Below are 18,845 nucleotides of genomic sequence, written 5' to 3'. Positions count from 1 at the left end.
CCTGTCTGACAATCGGGCCGCTTATAGGAAGGTCCGCGCGCCTAGGCAACCTAAGGATCGGTTCCTTCGGGCAGTTTCTCGCATCCACCCTCGGGCCGGCATTGTTCGCCGGGTTTGCACCATTTGCCATAGCCGCAGTCGATGGCCTTTATCGGCACGCATCCCTGATGTTCGGAACACTTGAACCCGGGGCGGCATTGCGAGCCGGTTTCCTCGCATAAAAACCATCCGGGACGCGAGCATCCGCCGCCCGGCAGACAGGACGATCCCGCACCGCAAGTCAGGCCATCATCGCAGACGGTGGGCAGGCCGTCGATTGCTGTGTTGGGGTCAAAATCGGGCGTGATCCGTTCACATTCGCGGCGGGCATTGCAGATCGAGCCGCCCGGGCAATCCGCGCGCGAAGTACAACTGTTCGCCCCCGCAGGCGCGCATCGCGTGCCCCCCGCAACGCAGCGCTCAAACGGGCCGCAGGTGCGCCCGCCCCCGCAATAGGTGCCACCCAGAGGAATGCAATGGCCATCAAAGCTGCATCTCTGCCCGCCCGAGCAGCACCTTGTGCCGCATTGGAACTGGCCGGGGCGGCATTGGCCGTTGCGGTCGAAAAGTTGCGCAAAAGCTGGGCCGCTGAGGGTGGTCAGCAGCAAAGTAATCATAAGGAATCGCAATAGAACCAACATGAATACTCTCATGGTCGGTGCGACGGACCGCCCGATCAAGGCCTATTCGCTTTCCCTCGTTCAAAAGCTGGTTAGATTGAAGGGTATGGAATCGGCTCTGGACTATCAAACGGCGCGGGCTCTGCTGGAATGGCAGATCGAACTGGGCGCAACGGACGCAATCGGCGATGCGCCGATTGACCGTTTTGCGCTGCCCGATACTGCGCCCAAGACCAAAAAGCCCGCCGTGGCCCAGAATGCCCCGGAAAAACCCAAGAAGGTGGACCCGGTTGCCGTTGCGAAAGCGGCAGCCCAAGGTGCTGGGTCGCTGGAACAATTGCGTTCGGCGATGGATACGTTTGAGCATTGCGAGCTGAAGCGTGGCGCGCGGCAGTTGGTCTTTGCAGATGGCACGCCGGGCGCACGGGTCATGATCATCGGCGAAGCGCCGGGCCGTGAAGAGGACCGTGAAGGCAAGCCCTTTGTCGGCCGCGCCGGGCAATTGCTGGACCGGATGCTGGCGGCGATTGATCTGGATCGCACCCAAAATGCCTATATCACCAACGTCCTGCCCTGGCGCCCGCCGCAGAACCGCGACCCGAAACCCGAAGAGATCGGGATGATGAAGCCGTTTCTGGAACGGCACGTGGCGCTGGCCAAGCCCGAGGTTCTGGTGATCATGGGCAATATCAGCTGTCAGGCGGTGCTGGGCAAGCGCGGTATCACCCGGTTGCGCGGGCAATGGGCACAGGCGCTGAACCTGCCGGTCATCCCGATGTTCCACCCCGCTTACCTGCTGCGCCAACCACAGATGAAGCGGCAGGCCTGGGCTGATCTGCTAGAGTTGAAAGCCCGGCTGGAGGGCAAGTGATGCGTATTCTGGCCTTTTCCGATCTGCATATGGCACGCAACCGCGCGGCCGAGGTCGTCGCGGCCAGCGCCGAGGCCGATCTGGTGATCGGGGCTGGGGATTTCTGCAATGCGCGACAGGGGCTGAACCAGGCGATGGCGATGCTGTCCGGCATCACCGCACCGTTCGTGATGGTACCCGGCAATGCCGAAAGCGCGCAGGAATTGGTCGAGGCCGCGCCCGAAGGGGGGCACGTGCTGCACGGCACTGGAATGACTCTGGACGGGTTGCGCCTGTTCGGGCTGGGGTATGGCGTGCCGGTTACACCTTTTGGCAACTGGTCCTGTGACCTGACCGATGCCGAGGCCGCTGAATTGCTGGACCGTTGTGACGCGGCGGATATCCTGATCGCGCATTCCCCGCCCAAGGGGTACGGCGATGTCACGTCGCAGGGCGATGCGGTGGGGTCCGTGGCCGTGCGCGACGCAGTGGAACGCTTGCAGCCGCAACTTGCGCTGTGTGGACACATCCATGATAGCTGGGGCTATCGCGGCAGCCTAGGCCGCACGCAGATCGCCAATCTGGGCCCCAAGGTAAACTGGTTCGAGGTCACCTTATGATAGAAATGGTCACGCTGCTGGCGTTTATTCCGGCAGCTTTGGCACTGAATTTCACCCCCGGCGCAGACATGTTGTTTTGCTTTGGGCAAGGTTTGCGGTCAGGTGCCAAACCGGCTTTCGCTGCAAGCGCGGGAATTTCCCTCGGATCGATGGTTCATGTTTTTGTAGCGGGGCTTGGGTTGGGGGCCGCCGTAGCGACGATGCCATGGCTGTTCGATGTAATCCGCTGGATGGGGGTGGCTTATCTGCTGTATTTGGCATGGGGCGCGATCCGGAACGGGGCGGTGTCCGCCGATGCGCCTGCAAAGCCCACAAGCCACGCCTTTCGCGACGGGTTGGTGGTGAACCTGACCAATCCCAAGGTCATCCTGTTCGTTTTGGCCTTTATCCCGCAATTCGTGAATCCCGCCATAGGGCCGATCCTGCCCCAATTCCTGATTTTGGGCGTCATCATCGCGCTGGGCGGGTTTGTGGTAAATGGGCTGGTGGGCGTGTTTGCCGGGGGCGCGGGGAAGGTTCTGATCTCAAACCCGCGCGCCTCACGTATTATGGGCTGGGTGACCGGGGGAATTTTCGCTGCCCTCGCCATCCGGCTTGCCATCATGGAAAGGGCCTGACACCACATGTCACGCATCGACGAAAGCATGGAATTCATTCCGGTTCGGATCGCCGTTCTGACCGTCTCGGATACGCGATCGCTAGACGATGACCGCTCGGGTCAGACATTGGTCGACCGGATCGAACGCGCGGGTCATTCGGTGGCCGACCGCAAGATCATCCGCGATGAGCGCGGTGAGATCGCGGCGCAGTTGAGGCTGTGGGCCGGTGACCCGGACATTGACGTGGTGATCTCGACCGGTGGCACCGGTTTGACCGGCCGCGATGTGACGGTTGAGGCGCACCGGGACGTCTATGAAAAGGAAATTGAGGCATTCGGCACTGTTTTCACCCTCATTTCGATGGAAAAGATCGGCACTTCAGCGGTGCAATCCCGCGCCACGGGTGGCGTGGCCGAGGGCACTTATCTGTTTGCACTGCCCGGCAGCCCCGGTGCCTGCAAGGACGCCTGGGACGGTATTTTGGAAAAACAGTTCGATTACCGGCATCGTCCCTGCAATTTCGTGGAAATAATGCCCAGATTGGACGAACATCTCCGACGGAAGTAGACTGGTTGCACGTATAACTGATTGTAACCGCTTTGTGGCTTGGCATTTTTCCGTGCCCGGCTACGTTTTGCATATGGTAGCCTGATGCGACCGGGGTAAGTGATAGATGCGATTTTTGAGGCAAAGCCTTGTTGGTGTATTTCTGGCGTTTCTAACGCTGGCCTTGGTATTTGTCGCAGTACAGCTGATTGTCAGCGCGGTGCAAGAGGCCCTGAACCGCGACAGTGAGCCACCCGAGGGCCGCGAACGCATTTTTGCCGTCAGCGTGCAACCGGCTGAGTTAGAGACGGTAACCCCCTATCTCGAAGCCTTTGGCGAGGTGCAAAGCCGCCGCCGCCTGGAACTGCGCGCCGCATTGGGCGGGCGCGTCATCTCGTTGGCTGAGGATTTTGAGGATGGCGGCGTCGTCACCACCGGCGAGGTTCTGGTCGAACTGGACCCGGCTGACGCACAATCGGCCCTGGACCGCGCCAAGTCCGACCTGCTGGACGCTCAGTTCGAGGAACGCGATGCCGAACGCTCATTGCTTTTGGCGCAGGATGAGTTGAACTCGGCCGAGGCGCAGGCGGCCTTGCGTGGACGTGCCATGCAGCGTCAGAAGGATTTGCAAAGCCGAGGGGTAGGCACGCCTGCCGCCGCAGAAGAGGCCGAACTGGCCGAAGCGGCCGCGCAGCAGGCGGTTCTGGCGCGTCGTATCGCACTGGCGCAGGCGGAATCGCGCGTCGATCAGGCAACCACGTTGCTGGCCCGTGCCCGTATCGCGCTTGAGGCCGCTGAACGCGATCTGGACGACATGACCGTCCGCGCGCGGTTTGCCGGGACGCTGACGGATGTGACCCTGGTCGAGGGCCGGTTGGTTGCGGCGAATGAAAAACTGGCGGAATTAGTGGATCCCAACGCGCTTGAGGTCGCGTTCCGTGTCTCGACTGCGCAGTTTGTGCGCCTATTGGATGCCCAGGGTAATCTGATCGAGGCGCCGGTGACCGTATCGCTTGAGGTAACAGGAACCGATCTGATCGCCACGGGGCGCATCAGCCGCGACAGCGGATCAGCGGGTGAGGGGCAGACTGGCCGTCTGATCTATGCCCGTCTGGACGACGCGCCCGGTTTCAAGCCCGGCGATTTCGTTACGGTCACAGTACAGGAACAACAGCTGGACAATGTGGTGCGTTTGCCATCATCGGTTCTTGATGCGGCGGGCACGGTGCTGGTGCTGGGCCCCGATGACAGGCTCGAGGCGCTGCCTGTACAACTGATCCGTCGCCAGGGCGATGAGGTGTTGTTGCGCGGTGATGGTCTGGTCGGGCGCGAGGTTGTTGTTGGCCGGACGCCGCTGTTGGGTGGCGGGGTTCGGGTGCGGCCACTGCGGATCGAGGCCAATGCCGGGGCGGAACCGGACATGGTTGAATTGTCGGATGAACAGCGCGCCCAACTGGTGGCGCGGGTCGAGGCCAGCGATCAGATGCCGAACGACGTCAAGGCTCGTGTTCTGGGACAATTAAGCGAGAGCCGTGTCCCGGCCTCACTGGTGCGCAGCATCGAGACCCGGGCAGGAGGGTAAGCGCCATGATGCGCGACATCCCCGGCGCGGCGGGCGGTATCCTCAGCTACTTCACCCGCCACCGGACGGTGGCCAACCTGCTGTTGCTGGTGATGCTGGTGCTGGGCGCGGCGGCGATCCCGTCGATGCGGGCGCAATTCTTCCCGGACGTCATCCTTGAACGTGTCGATGTCAACGTCGAATGGGAAGGTGCGGGCCCCGAGGATGTGGACAATGGCATCGTCCAGCTGCTGGAACCCGCTCTGCTGGCGGTCGAAGGGGTTGCCAGCGCGATTTCGACCTCGCGCGAGGGACGCGCCAATATCCGGCTGGAGTTTGAGCCTAACTGGGACATGTCGCGCGCCGTAGATGAGGTCAGAACCGCCGTCGACAGTGTGACAAACCTACCTGATGACGCCGAAGAACCCTCGATCCGGCGTGGTGCATGGCGGGATCGTGTGACGGATGTGGTCGTGACCGGCCCCGTTGACCCGGATCAACTGGCCAAGTTCACTGACGAGATGATCAACCGCCTGTTCGCCGCTGGCGTGACCCGCACCACGATTCGCGGCCTTGCCGCGCCGCGCGTGGTGGTCGAAGTGCCAACGGCGCAATTGATCGCCAATGACATCACCCTGTCCGAGATTGCGCAGGCTATAGCCGCTGAAGCGATGGCCAGCCCCGCAGGTGATGTCACGGGCGCCAATGCGCGCATCCGTACCGGCACCGAAAAGCGCACCCCCGAAGAGATTGAGGGCATTGCGCTGCGCAATTTTGCCGATGGCTCAAAACTTTTTATCGGGGATGTTGCGGATATTCGGGTGGAAGGCGTCAATCGCCATCGCAGTTACTTTGTTGGCGAAAACCCCGCCATGTCGGTGCGCATCGACCGTTCGAACCTGGGGGATGCGATCCAGATTCAGCGCTCGGTCGAGGATGTGGTGGCCGAACTGCAGGCCAGCCTGCCCGAAGGAGTGACGATCGAGCTGATCCGCACACGTGCCCAGGCGATCACCGACCGCCTGGATATTCTGGTGGACAACGGTCTGATGGGGTTGGGCCTTGTGGTGTGCCTGCTGTTTTTGTTCCTGAATGCGCGTATCGCCTTTTGGGTTGCGGCGGGTATCCCAGTGGCAATGTCAGCGGCGATTGCGTTCATGTATATCGGCGGGCTGTCGATCAACATGATTTCGCTGTTCGGGCTGATCATCACGCTGGGCATCGTGGTGGATGACGCCATTGTTGTTGGTGAACACGCCGATTTCCGTGCGCGCCGGCTGGGCGAGGCTCCGATTGTGGCCGCCGAACGTGCTGCGCGGCGCATGGCGATGCCGGTATTCGCCGCCACCCTGACCACCGTGATCGCCTTTTTTGGTCTGACTGCCATTGGCGGCCGGTTTGGGGAACTGATCTATGACATCCCGTTCACTGTGATTGCGGTGCTGATTGCCTCGTTGATCGAATGTTTCCTGATTCTGCCCAACCACATGGCCCACGCTATCGCGCATTCGGCGAAAGAACATTGGTATGACTTGCCCAACCGCGTTGTCAATCGCGGGTTTCGCTGGGTGCGCGATCACCTGTTCCGCCCGCTGATCGCCTGGGTGGTTTGGGCCCGCTATGTGGTTGTGGCCGTGATGGTGGTGATCCTGGCCAGCCAGATTGCGCTATTTATCAAAGGTGATGTGAACTGGCGCTTTTTCAACGCGCCCGAACGCGGCTCGGTCACCGGCAACTTTATCATGGCCGAAGGTGCGACCCGCGAAGATACGCTGGCGATGATGCGCGAGATCCAGCGCGCTGCCGAAGAACTGGGACAGATTTACGAAGAACGCCATGGCCGCAATCCTATCGATTATGTGTTGGCCGAGGTGGGCGGAAACGCCGGATGGTTCAACCCGCCCGCCGCAGAAGGCAAGGATCAGGACTTGCTGGGCGGGATTTCAATCGAGCTGATCGACGCCGACCTGCGCCCCTATTCCAGCTTTGAGTTCGTGGGCGAGTTACAGGATTTTGTACCGCGTCATCCCAAGGTCGAGATGCTGACCTTCCGCGGCTGGCGATCCGGGCCCGGCGGTGATTCAATCGAGGTGCAGTTCTATGGCGCCGACGTGAACACGCTCAAAGCAGCTTCCGAAGATCTGCGGGCCGAATTGGCGAAATACCCCGAGGTTTCGGCGCTGCAGGACGACCTGGCCTATGACAAGGAAGATTTCATTCTGGATTTGACACCCATAGGGCAGGCGCTGGGTTTTCGTATGGAAACGCTGAGCCGTGTGTTGCGGGATCGTCTGAACGGGATCGAGGCCGCGACTTTCCCCGATGGCCCGCGCAGCGCCGAAATCCGTGTCGAATTGCCCGAAGGTGAACTGACCGCCGATTTTCTGGAACGCACCCTTATGCGCACGCCGGATGGCGTTTATGTGCCGCTGGCCGATATCGTCTCGGTCGAGCGCAAGTCGGGCTTTTCGACGGTGCGGCGCAATAACGGCCTGCGGGTGATTACGGTGGGGGGTGACATCTCCGAGGATGATCCGGCCCGTGCGGCAGAAATTGCCCGGGCGCTGAATGACGAGATCCTGCCCAATATCGCCGCCGAACGGCAGGTCGAATGGCGGTTGACGGGCCTGAGCGAGCAAGAAGATGAATTCCTGACCGAGGCGCGCACTGGCCTTATCCTGTGTCTGACCGGGATCTACCTTGTGCTGGCCTGGGTTTTTGCCAGCTGGACGCGACCTTTGGTGGTGATGGCGATCATTCCGTTTGGATTGGTGGGCGCGATCTGGGGGCACTATATATGGGATGTGCCGCTGAGCATGTTTACCGTGATCGGCCTGCTGGGGATGACTGGGATCATCATCAACGACTCGATCGTTCTGGTCACGACCATCGACGCCTATCAGCGAGAGCGGGGGTTGGTGCCGTCGATTGTCGAAGGCACGGCGGATCGACTCAGACCCGTGATGCTGACGACGCTGACGACGGTTTTGGGGCTGACACCGTTGCTGTATGAAGGTTCGCAACAGGCGCAGTTCCTCAAACCTTCGGTGATCACGCTGGTGTATGGGCTGGGTTTCGGAATGTTCTTGGTGTTGTTGTTGGTGCCGGCGCTGCTTGCTATTCTAAACGACCTGTCACGCCCGATGACTGCGTTGCGCCGGGCGATGCGGGCACCAGATCGAGTGGTGCAGGGCACAGTGATGGCCACCGGGCTTGTGTTGCTGCTGTGGTTTGGCATGACGATGATTTGGCCCGCGATGACTGGCGCGCCAGTTGGTTTGTTGTCAGGGCTCTACCCGGGGGATGAGGGCATCGCGGCGCTGCATATGGGGCTGGGAGCGTTCCTTGCCGGTGCGCTACCAATTCTGATGCTAAGCGTCGTGTTGTCCGGCTTGCTTTACGTGCGGCTCAAGGGACGGGCGGCTTGACGCGCCTGCAGCGCGGTTTCCAGCAGATCGACGACTCGATCACTCATGGGCAGGTCACCTTGTCTGATCTGATCTATCGAAAACCAGCGGGCGTCCAGCGCATCATCCCCGGCTGTCGGAGAACCTGAGAGGTAGTCACAGGCCACCCCGACCAGCAGGTAATGCGATTGCACAGCGCCCTGTTCGTCGCGGCGCAGAAGGTCCAGATTGTCAAGATAACACTGCGGTTCCGCGATGACCGAGGTTTCCTCGCGCAACTCCCTTTGCGCGGCTTGCATCACCGTTTCGCCCCATTCCACATGCCCACCGGGAAACCCCCAGAGTCCCGCATCTGGCTGTTTGCTGCGCTGCACCAGCAGCACGCGGGTTTCATGCACCACAACGGCCAGCGCGCCGATCTTAGGAGTATTCCCCATCTCTCAGCCCGCGCTGCATCCCTGAATGTCGACGGCATGATTGGCGCCCAGCACCGTGATCCGTATGTCGGACCGGTCCAGCGCAAATGGTCCGCCCGAGGCGCTGATCACCTCGGATGTGGCCACCAGGGTCCCGCCTTGCCGTGTCGTTTCGGGTTCCGAGGCCCAAAGCGTGGGGTTGCCCGGTTCGATCACCGCAACCTCGCGCCCTCCGGCCGAGGGCATGGTTACGCGGGCTTCGATCCGCATACCGTCTGATGTGGGGGTCAGATGGCAGCTGGCGGCAGTCACCTGAGCCTCTTTCGCGGAATAGGGGCGTTGGGCCAGTGCTGCGGCAATGGCTGGGTTGCGCCCGGCGTCAGCGTCCAGCGTATGGTCGAAATCCAACGTCTCGGGGATGCAGACGTCCTTGCAGACGCCCAAATCCATTTCCCCACGCAACCGCACGGGTTTGGCGGGGTCGCTTGGAGTAATTTCAACAGGCAGCACCAGTTGATCGGCATAGCCCAGCGATTGCAGGCCATTTTGTACAAATACGTGGGGCGCAGGCCAGGTGATCGCCACATCACCCACATTTTGCGAGCGGTTCCAATCAAACTGCGGCGGGATACCAGCGTCACCGGGTGCGCGCCAATAGGTTTTCCAGCCGTCCTTCAGCGTCAGCCGCAGCGCCCCCAGATAGGTGCCATTGGCCGTACGCCCACCATCAAGCACATCCAGTTGCACAACATCGCCCTCAACCTGCGCATGGGCGGGGGCGGTCAGGGCGAAACAAGCGGTCAGAGCGGCCGCGGTTGATTTAAGATAACGCGTCATACTCCATAGATGCGTGGTCTTGCCGGTGATTCCAAGTCACGTTCCGGTCACTGGGGCGAAATCTGGCGAAATGTGACCTGATCCCTTGCCAACCCCCACGTGCCGGGGCCATTGTTGAAGGAAGACGAAGCAAGAGTTTTAAATCCATGGATCTGACCGGAAAACTGTTGATTGCGATGCCTGGAATGGGTGATCCACGTTTCGATCACTCGGTGGTGTATATCTGCAGCCATGGCGAGGACGGGGCAATGGGCCTGATTGTCAACAAACCGTCGGATTTGCGGATCAAAACCCTGCTCAGCCAGTTGAACATCGCCTGCAGCATCCCTGTCGTGGGCGAACGTCTGGTTCATTTTGGCGGCCCGGTTGAGATGTCGCGCGGATTTGTCCTGCACAGCGCGGATTACGATGCCAACCTGCATTCCATGCAAATCTCGGATGATTTCAGCATGACCGCGACATTGGATGTGCTCGAGGATCTGGCCTCGGGGCGGGGGCCTTTGAACTCGATGCTGGCGCTGGGATATTCCGGTTGGGGTCCCGACCAACTTGAAGATGAGATCGCCATGAACGGTTGGCTGACCACCGAGGCGACCTCGAAACTGGTGTTCGATGTGCCCGATGATGAAAAGTGGGAGGCTGCGCTGGCGACGCTGGGTGTTGACCCGCTGACCCTGTCGGCCAGCGCCGGGCGCGCCTGATCAGCTGTCACGCGGCGCGGCGGCGCGGCGCAGGCGGTCATTGATAGCCGCGCCCAACCCATGATCGGGGATCGGTGACACCGCAATCGGGCGGCCTGTGGTGTTCAACCTGTGCAGGGCCGAGAACAGGTTTGCGGCGGCTTCGGTCAAATCACCGCTATCTGACAGGTTCAGATCACACGGAACAGCGCCAAACCCCAGCAAAACCTCGTCACCCTGCGGGCCGGCCGCATTCAGGCGTACGGGTGCGTCGGGGGCGTAGTGCGATTGCAACTGGCCCGGCGCAGTCAGTACATCCGAAGCCTGATGCAGGTGCAGTTGTGTTTTCAAAACGGTTTCGATCTGTTCCAGCGCCACACCGCCGGGGCGCAGCAATGCGGGCTCTCCGGCCAGTCCAACGATGGTGGATTCCAGACCAACACCGCAGGGGCCGTCATCCAGTATGGCCGCGATACGCCCATTCAGACCCGCGCGCACGTGATCGGCAGTCGTAGGGCTGATCTGACCCGAGGGGTTGGCCGATGGCGCTGCCACCGGCCCGTCAAAGGCTGACAGCAACGCCCGGGCCGTACCATGTGCTGGGACCCGAACCGCCAGCGTCTCCAGCCCGGCTGTGACCAGCGGTGAAATCCCGTGCCCCTCACGCAGAGGAAGAACCATTGTCAGGGGGCCGGGCCAGAACGCGGCAGCCAGCGTCTCGGCCCGCTCGGACCATTCGACATATCGCTGCGCTGCCTCGGCAGAGGCCAAATGCGCAATCAAAGGGTTAAAGCTGGGTCGTCCCTTGGCGGCATAAATGCTCGCCACGGCATCGGTATTGCGGGCATCGCCGCCCAACCCATAGACAGTTTCAGTGGCGAAGGCGACCAGCAGGCCCTGCCGCAGCAGGTCAGCTGCCTGTGCGATTCCGCCCGGATCGGCGGCTAAATCCAAAGTGCCGTTAGGGTTCATTTCATGTGACGCCGCGTTTTGATTGCTTGCAGAACAAGGCCAGTTACGTTTCCGACCAATCAAGGATGCATAAAGGTGGGCATTGCAATTTCCAACCCCACCCGCCAAAAACCGACCCAAACAGACCCGGGGGAAGACATGCCATACCGCGCGCCCATTTCCGACTATGAATTGTTGTTCCGCCACGTCGTCGGATTCGATCAAATCGCGGCGACCGAGAAGTTTTCGGAAGCCAGCGAAGATGTGGTCGGTGCGATCCTGTCTGAGGCCGGCAAGATGTGCGAAGAGGTAATGGCCCCGCTGCAACGCCCCGGTGATCTGGAGCCATCGCGGTTGGAAAATGGCGTGTTGCGTACATCGCCCGGTTACATTGATGGGTGGAAGGCGATTGCCGAAGGCGGTTGGATCGGGATGAGCGGCGATCCAGAATTCGGTGGTATGGGCCTGCCGATGGCCCTGACCACCGCTGTGAATGAGATGATGTCGGCCGCGTGCTTGTCGCTGCAACTGGCACCGTTGATGACGCAAGGCCAGATCGAAGCGCTGGAACATCACGCCAGTGACGAGCTGAAATCTCTGTACTTGCCCAAGATGATGACGGGCGAATGGTCGGGCACCATGAACCTGACCGAAGCGCAGGCCGGATCAGATGTGGGGGCTTTGTCTTCCAAGGCAGTGCCCAACGGTGACGGGACCTATTCGGTTTCGGGTCAGAAGATCTTTATCTCTTGGGGTGACAACGACTTTACCGAGAATGTATGCCATCTGGTGCTGGCGCGCCTGCCGGATGGTGTGCCGGGAACCAAGGGGATTTCTCTGTTTTTGGTGCCCAAGTACCTGCCCGATGAAAACGGCAATCCCGGTGTGGCCAACGATCTGAAAGTGGTGTCGCTGGAACATAAGATGGGCCTGCATGGATCACCAACCTGTGTCATGCAATATGACGGGGCCAAGGGCTGGCTTGTGGGTAAGGAACATGGTGGCATGGCTGCGATGTTCACCATGATGAACAATGCCCGCCTGGGTGTTGGTGGTCAGGGTGTTGGGGCTGCCGAGGGTGCCTACCAGCACGCGCTGGCCTATGCGTTGGACCGCAAGCAGGGCAAGACGCCCTCGGGCACCATCATCGACCATGCGGACGTGCGCCGGATGCTGATGAGCATGCGCGCCGATACATTTGCCGCGCGCGCCATCATGCTGGCCAATGCGGCTGCTATCGATATGGCCACGGCCACCGGTGACGCCGAATGGTCCGCACGCGCCGCGCTGCTGACCCCGATCTGCAAGGCCTTCGGAACTGAAACAGGCATGCGCGTCTCGGAAACCGGTGTGCAGGTTCACGGCGGTATGGGGTTCATCGAGGAAACGGGCGCAGCCCAATATTACCGCGACGTCCGCGTCACCGCGATTTATGAGGGCACCAACGGCATTCAGGCCATGGACCTTGTGGCGCGCAAGATGATGGATGGGGGCGAAGCAGCCTCGCGCTTGTTGGACGAGATCGAGGATCACGCCGAACAGGCCCGCGCCAGCCTGCCGGGTCTGGCGGGTCCCGTATGGGAGGCGACCGAAAGCCTGCGCGAAGCCACCGAGTGGATGGTGGCGCAATCGGACTTGAACGCTCGGTTTGCCGGTGCTGTGCCTTATCTGTACGCCTTCGCCCGCGTTTTGGGCGCGCATTACCACCTGAAGGCGGCGCTGGCTGACCCCGAAGGTCCGCGCCTGAAACTGGCGCGGTACTACATCAACGCATTGCTGCCGGAATATGCCGGTCTGCTGACGCAGGCGCAGAACGGGGCCGAGGACATCTATGCGCTCACCCCTGAGGAGCTGGCGGTGTAATGGACGGGGATACACCTTTGGCAATCCGCTATCCTTGGCCTGAGCCTCCGGCGCAGGGCGAGGCGATCGAGGTTGCTGAAGGGGTGCTGTGGATGCGCCTGCCGCTGCCCATGGCGCTGGATCACGTCAACATCTATGCGCTGGACGATGGCGATGGATGGACAGTGATCGACACGGGCATGTCTTCGAACAAGACCCGTCGCATCTGGGAAACCCTAATGGGGGGTCCGCTGGGCGGCAAGCCGATCAACCGGGTTGTCGTGACCCATCACCATCCCGACCACGTGGGCAATGCAGGCTGGTTTCAATCGGAACACGGCGTGGAACTAGTAGCCTCGCGTACCGCATGGCTTTTCTCGCGCATGCTGCAGCTGGATGTGCAGGAAAGCTGGCCGCAGGAAACGCTGGATTATTACCGCAGCGCGGGCATGGACGCGGGTGTTCTGGCCAAACGGATGACCGAGCGTCCGTTCAACTATTGCGACACGGTCTATCCAATGCCTCTGGGCTTTACCCGGATCAAGCAGGGCAGCGTCATCCGCATGGGTGGCCGTGACTGGGACGTGCATATGGGCAACGGGCACGCCCCTGAACACGCCACGTTCTGGAGCCGCGATGACAATCTGGTGATCACCGGGGATCAGATCCTCAGCTCGATCAGCCCCAATCTGGGCGTCTATGTCACCGAACCTTTGGCTGATCCCGTGGCCGAGTGGCTGGAGGCATGTGAGCGTCTGCAAGGCTTGGCGCGGCCTGATCATCTGGCGCTGGGTGGGCACAAGCTGCCTTTTACCGGCTTGCCGCTGCGCATGAAGCAATTGATCGACAACCACCACGGCGCGCTGGACCGGTTGCAGGACTATCTTGACCAACCCAAAACCGCGGCCGATTGTTTCATGCCTCTATTCAAGCGCCAGATCAAAGAAGGCGAGTACGGGCTGGCTTTGGTCGAAGCGGTTGCACATCTGAACCATCTTTACCACATTGGAACTGCCAACCGGACGCGCCGCGCTGACGGGGCGTGGGAGTTTCAGCGCAAAGGGTAAAGCCATGCAGGACCAGATCGAAACATCAGCTGAGGCAGCAGAAGCGGCAGCTTTGCCCCGTTGCTATGAGGTCCACGCCAACCCGGACGCGAAATCCGGTGCCAAGGATCTGCCCGGACAGCTGCAAAAACCGGTCGAGACCAAAAGCCCGGCGCAATGGGCTTATGAGCGGCTGATCTTGTATATCCAGAATTTCGAACAAACGCTGACCGGTGATCAAGAGGTCGCCATGGGCTTTACCGGTGGCGATGCGGGTGTGATGCGGATCGAGGGCATGGGCTATTTCGATCCCGATATCATCACTTTTTACGGCTCGGACGCGACCGGTGCGCGAACCCAGTTGGTGCAGCATGTCAGCCAACTGAATGTGATGCTGCGGGCCCTGCCCAAGTCGGTCGAGGACAAGCCCGCCAATCGCATTGGATTCCGGTTGGCCAAGGATCTGGAAGAAAGCTGATCGCCTGACTTGCAATTCACGTCTGCGCAGCCTTGAATGAGTGTAACTTTCAAGGGGGCCACGTGACCAGTTTCTCAGACGTTACAACCGCCTACAGGCGCGCCTGGGCGCGTCGTCGCGTGTTCGTGCCGATCTACATCGCCGTGCGCCTGCTGCTGGTGGCATTGATTGCACCGGGCGTGGCGATCACCGTAAACCTTGCCGTGTCGCTGTCGAATCAAACCGCGCTGACGGATCAGGCCATCGCCGCCTTTATCCTGTCACCCGCCGGTTTCATCGCTGCTGTTGCTGTGCTGAGCCTGTTTCTTCTGGCCGAAGTGTTTGTTTTTTCGGTCATGGCCGCATCGTTGCGGATGGGCGAAGCCGATCCATGGCGCGCGGGCAGTTCCGCCATCGGCCTGATCCTGTCGCGCCTTCCGGCACTATTTGGATTTGCCGTGCGCTTCGTGCTGCGCGTTCTGCTGCTGGTGCTGCCTTTTGCTGTGGTTGCAGCACTGATCGCGTGGTGGACGCTGACCGAATATGACATCAACTATTACCTGACCTTCCATCCGCCCTCGTTCTGGGTCGCGGTGGTATTGATCGGAGCGGTAGTTCTGGTCATGGCCTGGGTGTTGATCCGCAGGCTCTCGGCTTGGGCGCTGTCGCTGCATCTGGTGCTGTTCGAAAATGTCCACCCTGGGCATGCCTTTAACATCAGCACTACCCGGATGGAGGGCAAACGCGGACGCCTCAAGATCGAGCTGGCGATATGGCTGATCCTGCGTCTGATCATCGCTGCGCTGATTGCCTGGGTGGCGGGTATCCTGTTCGCCATCGTTCCCCTGCAGGGCGCCAGCCATCTGCGTCTGGCCTTGCTTTACAGCCTGTTGGTGGCGGGGGTTTGGTCTTTTGCCGGATTGGTGCTGGCGGCGACTGCGCTGGGCGCGTTGGCAGTGTTGCTGGATGGTTTTTTTGAGATCAAGACAGACGAGCCATTGCATCCCGAACCCGGCAGTCTGCGTATTCCGCTGTTGGCAACCGTCGGCGCAGCCGTGGTGGCTGTGTTGATCGGGTTGTGGTTTGGTCAGCATTTGCTGGAACGTGTGCAAGCTCCCGACCGTGCCGAGGTCATCGGTCATCGCGGCGCCGCGGCGGTGCGCCCGGAAAACACCATGGCCGCAGTGCTCAAGGCCATCGAAGACGGTGCGGACTGGGTTGAAATCGATGTGCAGGAAACGGCGGATGACGTGGTGATCGTCGCCCATGATAGCGATTTCATGAAACTTGCGGGCGTGAACCTTAAGGTCTGGGATGCGACGATGGAGGATGTCGCCCAGATCGACATCGGCAGCTGGTTTGGTCCCGAATACGCCGATGAACGCACCCCGACTCTGCGTGAGGTGCTTGAGGCCGCAAAAGGTAAAGCCAAGGTCATCATCGAGCTGAAATATTACGGCCATGATGTCGATCTGGAAAACCGCGTGGTGGCCCTTGTCGAAGAGTTGGGGATGCAGGACGACATTGCCACCATGTCGCTGAAATACCCCGCCGTGCAAAAGATGAAGTCCATCCGCCCCGATTGGCGGGCTGGCGTTCTGGCGGCAACGGCGGTGGGTGACCTGACAGGGCTTGAGGGCGATTTCCTTGCCGTCAACGCCGCGATGGCGACGCCAGGTCTGGTGCGCTCGGTCCATGAGGCGGGCAAGGATATTTATGTCTGGACAGTGAATGATCCGTTGCAGATGTCGGCAATGGCCTCGATGGGGGTGGATGGGCTGATCACCGACCGTCCTGCAATGGCCAACGAGGTGCTGAGGGTGCGAGCCGAAATGGGCCCGGCCGAGCGGTTGCTTTTATGGATGGCGACCACTTTTGGCATGTCCATCGACACAGAGGCGATGCGTGATGAAAGCCCCTAAACTGACGGCCTTGCTGGCATTGTTGGCCGCCCCGGCAACGGCACAGGAATTCATGCGCAACATTGAGTTGCCAGCCCACCGCGCGCTGATCGCGCAACGTGGGGATGCCGAGCCCATTCCCTTTGAAACAGATGGCTGTTCCGGCGGTTTGTCGGCCAGTTGGCGCTTTGTGGCTGAAACCTTCCCCAATTTCAGCGCGCTATACGAGGCGCACCCGCCGTGGGAATACTGCTGCGTGAGCCATGACCGCGCCTATCACAACGCAGGCGGCGCATTGCAAGCCGAGGAAAGCTTTGACGCACGCCTGTCGGCGGATGACACGCTGCGCACCTGCGTCAAACAACACGGCGATGACCATGCCGAGGATTATGCCCAACGCTATGAAATGACCCCCGACCAGATTCGTACGGCACACTTCTTTACGGCCGAGGCGATGTATACCGCCGTGCGTTTGGGCGGCGGGCCCTGTTCCGGCCTGCCCTGGCGGTGGGGGTTTGGTTATCCGGGATGTTCCGTGTTTCAATCCGTGACCCCTGCGCGCGAATGACGTGGTGACAGGCCTCGATTTTTCGATTATCCAACATCTCAAACACGCGAATTAGGAATCTCTGAGTCATGGCTGAATACAAGCACGGCGAAATGGACATCACCGTCCAAACCAAAACCTTCAACGGTTTCATCAAGGCCACCACATGGTGCGTGGTTGCGATTGCTTTCCTTTGCCTGTTCCTGGCGGTCTTCGCCGCGTAATCCAAACCGGGGTCGACCGTGATCAGGATTTTGTTTGCCTGCCTTCTGGCGGCAACTGTTGCAGGCTGCACCGGGTCGCAGCGCCCTCAGGCAGATCAGTCAGAAGTCGTGGCACGGTCTTACCGTGATCCGGGTCCGTCGACGCTGACGCTTTATACAATGATCAGCACCCGAACCGGTTCGGGGGCGCATACCTCGTTGATGATCAGTGGTAGTGAGCGGGTGATTTTTGACCCCGCAGGTTCATTCCGCGCGGATGTTGTGCCGATCAAGAACGACGTGCTGTACGGCATCACTCCGAATGTCGAGCGCGCCTATCGCAGCAGCCACGCGCGCGAAACGCATTTTGCGCGTATCCAAACCATCGAGGTCACCCCACAACAGGCGGAAATCGCCCTGCAGCTGGCCAAGCAGATGGGGCCGGTATCCAGTGCATACTGCGCCAACTCTACCTCTCGATTGTTGCAGCAGGTGCCAGGGTTCGAACAGATCGGAACCACGTTCTATCCGGTCAAACTGTCCGAGCAATTCGGCCAGATACCGGGGGTGTCCACCACCGAGTATCGCGAAAATGACGATGCCGATCTGCAAAAGGGTCTGGCGGCGAACAATGCCCTTCTGAACCAGCAGAGCGGTGCGCTAGCCCACTAGGTACAGCAGCGCGTAGAGGGTCGCGGCCCCGGAAAAGATCGCGGCAAGCACGTTTTTCGTAATCAACCCGGCCATCAGCGCGACAGCGGCTGCCGCCATGCGCGGGATGTCCGGCTGGCCGCCGGTTGCGGTCGGCCATACCACCAGCGGCGCGATCAGCGCCGGCAAAATTGCCACGGCAGTATAGCGTAAATGACGCAGCAGCCAGGGTGGCATCGGGCGATCCCCGACCAGGCCGAGGAACACGAACCGCAGGCCGTAGCTGCCCAGTGCCAGCCCGACAATGATGATCCACATGGTAACCGGATCGACCGCGTTCATGACGTGACCTTTCTGCGTTCGAGCCACAACTCCGCCTGTGCCCCGGCCATCATACCGGTGCACCCTGCCACCAGCAGGCCCAGATTATACGGCACCGCTACTGTCAGCAGCGAGACTGTGATGGCGACCAAAGCGGCCACAACATGCGGCAGTGTGCGCATCATCGGTCCGATCATGGCCAGAAAGGTAATCGGCAAGGCGAAATCCAGCGCCCAGCTTTCGGGTATTCGCGTGCCCAACACTGCCCCCAGATAAGTGGACAGTATCCACAAAGGTGTGATCGGTGAGACCGAGCCAAAGAAATAGGCCATGCGTTGAGGTACGGTCATGTTGGGCTCTTTTTCGAACCGGACCATGCAGCTGGCGTAGGACTGGTCCACGACCAGATATGCGCCAATGGCGCGTTGCCATAGTGGCGCGGCCCCCAGATACGGCGTCAGCGAGGCTGAATACATCGCCATCCGCAGGTTCACAGCCAGCGCCGAAGCCAGGATAATCAGGGTTGGCGCATTGTCTTGCAGCAGTTGCAAGGCCGCGAATTGCGCGGCCCCGGCGAAAACCGTTGCCGTGAACGCCATCGTCTGAATGATGGTCAGCCCGGTTTCGGTGGCGAATACCCCGAACAAGGTGCCGAAAGGTATGGCGACGAAAATGAACGGGGTCCCGTCGCGAAAACCCTTCCAATAGTATGACTTGGATGTGGTGTCTGCCATGGCTAAATCCTATGGTG

Annotated in this window: 20 protein-coding genes; 14 read left to right on the top strand and 6 right to left on the bottom strand. The window is 60.6% G+C overall.

What is annotated here, in order from left to right:
* Nucleotides 1–50: 50 nt before the first annotated feature.
* Entirely contained in the window at nucleotides 51–680 is a 630-nt protein-coding gene (locus ACR0JB_RS12430; protein WP_254437415.1) for a scavenger receptor class F, member 2, read from the bottom strand.
* Between the two features lie 85 nt (nucleotides 681–765).
* Here ACR0JB_RS12430 and ACR0JB_RS12425 point away from each other — a divergent pair, with 85 nt between their 5' ends.
* From ACR0JB_RS12425 to ACR0JB_RS12400, 6 genes are all read left to right on the top strand, one after another.
* Nucleotides 766–1,530, top strand: a complete 765-nt coding sequence (locus ACR0JB_RS12425) for a uracil-DNA glycosylase (protein ID WP_170397357.1) — start codon at nucleotides 766–768, stop codon at nucleotides 1,528–1,530.
* Complete coding sequence (locus tag ACR0JB_RS12420; RefSeq protein WP_170397102.1) at nucleotides 1,530–2,129, top strand: metallophosphoesterase family protein; 600 nt, start codon at nucleotides 1,530–1,532, stop codon at nucleotides 2,127–2,129. Before ACR0JB_RS12425 ends, ACR0JB_RS12420 begins: the two co-directional genes overlap by 1 nt.
* Nucleotides 2,126–2,746, top strand: coding sequence for a LysE family translocator (locus ACR0JB_RS12415; protein ID WP_170350701.1), 621 nt, complete (start codon nucleotides 2,126–2,128; stop codon nucleotides 2,744–2,746). Before ACR0JB_RS12420 ends, ACR0JB_RS12415 begins: the two co-directional genes overlap by 4 nt.
* A 6-nt stretch (nucleotides 2,747–2,752) precedes the next feature.
* Nucleotides 2,753–3,295 carry a molybdenum cofactor biosynthesis protein B gene (moaB, locus tag ACR0JB_RS12410; RefSeq protein ID WP_170350700.1) on the top strand — a complete coding sequence of 181 codons (543 nt, stop codon included), beginning with the start codon at nucleotides 2,753–2,755 and terminating at the stop codon, nucleotides 3,293–3,295.
* A gap of 106 nt (nucleotides 3,296–3,401) precedes the next feature.
* A complete protein-coding gene (locus ACR0JB_RS12405) occupies nucleotides 3,402–4,856 on the top strand; it encodes an efflux RND transporter periplasmic adaptor subunit (protein ID WP_226689303.1) in 1,455 nt (484 codons plus the stop codon).
* A gap of 5 nt (nucleotides 4,857–4,861) precedes the next feature.
* Nucleotides 4,862–8,263, top strand: coding sequence for an efflux RND transporter permease subunit (locus ACR0JB_RS12400; protein WP_480789954.1), 3,402 nt, complete (start codon nucleotides 4,862–4,864; stop codon nucleotides 8,261–8,263).
* Here ACR0JB_RS12400 and ACR0JB_RS12395 read toward each other — a convergent pair.
* Nucleotides 8,233–8,679 (bottom strand): NUDIX hydrolase, encoded by a 447-nt coding sequence (locus ACR0JB_RS12395; protein ID WP_170397106.1) that lies wholly within the window; start codon nucleotides 8,677–8,679, stop codon nucleotides 8,233–8,235. The two genes, ACR0JB_RS12400 and ACR0JB_RS12395, sit on opposite strands and share 31 nt — an antisense overlap.
* 3 nt (nucleotides 8,680–8,682) lie before the next feature.
* Entirely contained in the window at nucleotides 8,683–9,495 is an 813-nt protein-coding gene (locus ACR0JB_RS12390; RefSeq protein WP_170397108.1) for a protein-disulfide reductase DsbD domain-containing protein, read from the bottom strand.
* A 146-nt stretch (nucleotides 9,496–9,641) separates the two neighbouring features.
* On the opposite strand from ACR0JB_RS12390, the gene ACR0JB_RS12385 reads away from it, so the two are divergent.
* Entirely contained in the window at nucleotides 9,642–10,196 is a 555-nt protein-coding gene (locus ACR0JB_RS12385; protein WP_170350691.1) for a YqgE/AlgH family protein, read from the top strand.
* Here the strand turns inward: ACR0JB_RS12385 and ACR0JB_RS12380 are convergent, their stop codons facing one another.
* Nucleotides 10,197–11,147, bottom strand: coding sequence for an L-threonylcarbamoyladenylate synthase (locus ACR0JB_RS12380; RefSeq protein ID WP_170397110.1), 951 nt, complete (start codon nucleotides 11,145–11,147; stop codon nucleotides 10,197–10,199).
* 138 nt (nucleotides 11,148–11,285) lie between these two features.
* Here ACR0JB_RS12380 and ACR0JB_RS12375 point away from each other — a divergent pair, with 138 nt between their 5' ends.
* The 7 genes from ACR0JB_RS12375 (at nucleotide 11,286) to ACR0JB_RS12345 (ending at nucleotide 17,794) form a co-directional block, all read left to right on the top strand.
* Entirely contained in the window at nucleotides 11,286–12,989 is a 1,704-nt protein-coding gene (locus ACR0JB_RS12375) for an acyl-CoA dehydrogenase family protein (protein WP_170578032.1), read from the top strand.
* A complete protein-coding gene (locus ACR0JB_RS12370; protein WP_170578035.1) occupies nucleotides 12,989–14,035 on the top strand; it encodes an MBL fold metallo-hydrolase in 1,047 nt (348 codons plus the stop codon). The genes ACR0JB_RS12375 and ACR0JB_RS12370 overlap by 1 nt, the downstream gene beginning before the upstream one ends.
* 4 nt (nucleotides 14,036–14,039) lie before the next feature.
* Nucleotides 14,040–14,492: a DUF6173 family protein gene (locus ACR0JB_RS12365; RefSeq protein WP_170350687.1), complete on the top strand. Its 453-nt coding sequence runs from the start codon at nucleotides 14,040–14,042 to the stop codon at nucleotides 14,490–14,492.
* A 62-nt stretch (nucleotides 14,493–14,554) separates the two neighbouring features.
* On the top strand, nucleotides 14,555–16,393 hold the full coding sequence (locus ACR0JB_RS12360; RefSeq protein ID WP_170350686.1) for a glycerophosphodiester phosphodiesterase: 1,839 nt from the start codon (nucleotides 14,555–14,557) through the stop codon (nucleotides 16,391–16,393).
* Nucleotides 16,380–16,940, top strand: a complete 561-nt coding sequence (locus ACR0JB_RS12355; RefSeq protein WP_170397116.1) for a hypothetical protein — start codon at nucleotides 16,380–16,382, stop codon at nucleotides 16,938–16,940. Before ACR0JB_RS12360 ends, ACR0JB_RS12355 begins: the two co-directional genes overlap by 14 nt.
* 68 nt (nucleotides 16,941–17,008) lie before the next feature.
* The gene (locus tag ACR0JB_RS12350) at nucleotides 17,009–17,143 is read left to right on the top strand and encodes an aa3-type cytochrome c oxidase subunit IV (RefSeq protein WP_058281864.1); all 135 of its coding nucleotides are present in this window, start codon (nucleotides 17,009–17,011) and stop codon (nucleotides 17,141–17,143) included.
* Nucleotides 17,144–17,161: 18 nt separating this feature from the next.
* The gene (locus ACR0JB_RS12345) at nucleotides 17,162–17,794 is read left to right on the top strand and encodes a hypothetical protein (protein WP_170397118.1); all 633 of its coding nucleotides are present in this window, start codon (nucleotides 17,162–17,164) and stop codon (nucleotides 17,792–17,794) included.
* On the opposite strand, the gene ACR0JB_RS12340 is transcribed toward ACR0JB_RS12345, so the two are convergent.
* The gene (locus tag ACR0JB_RS12340) at nucleotides 17,783–18,115 is read right to left on the bottom strand and encodes an AzlD domain-containing protein (RefSeq protein WP_170397120.1); all 333 of its coding nucleotides are present in this window, start codon (nucleotides 18,113–18,115) and stop codon (nucleotides 17,783–17,785) included. The two genes, ACR0JB_RS12345 and ACR0JB_RS12340, sit on opposite strands and share 12 nt — an antisense overlap.
* Complete coding sequence (locus ACR0JB_RS12335; RefSeq protein ID WP_170361335.1) at nucleotides 18,112–18,828, bottom strand: AzlC family ABC transporter permease; 717 nt, start codon at nucleotides 18,826–18,828, stop codon at nucleotides 18,112–18,114. Before ACR0JB_RS12335 ends, ACR0JB_RS12340 begins: the two co-directional genes overlap by 4 nt.
* Nucleotides 18,829–18,845: the final 17 nt, after the last annotated feature.

It is taken from the genome of Ruegeria sp. BI7, from assembly GCF_056537925.1.
This window is presented reverse-complemented; position numbering and strand designations above follow the sequence as displayed.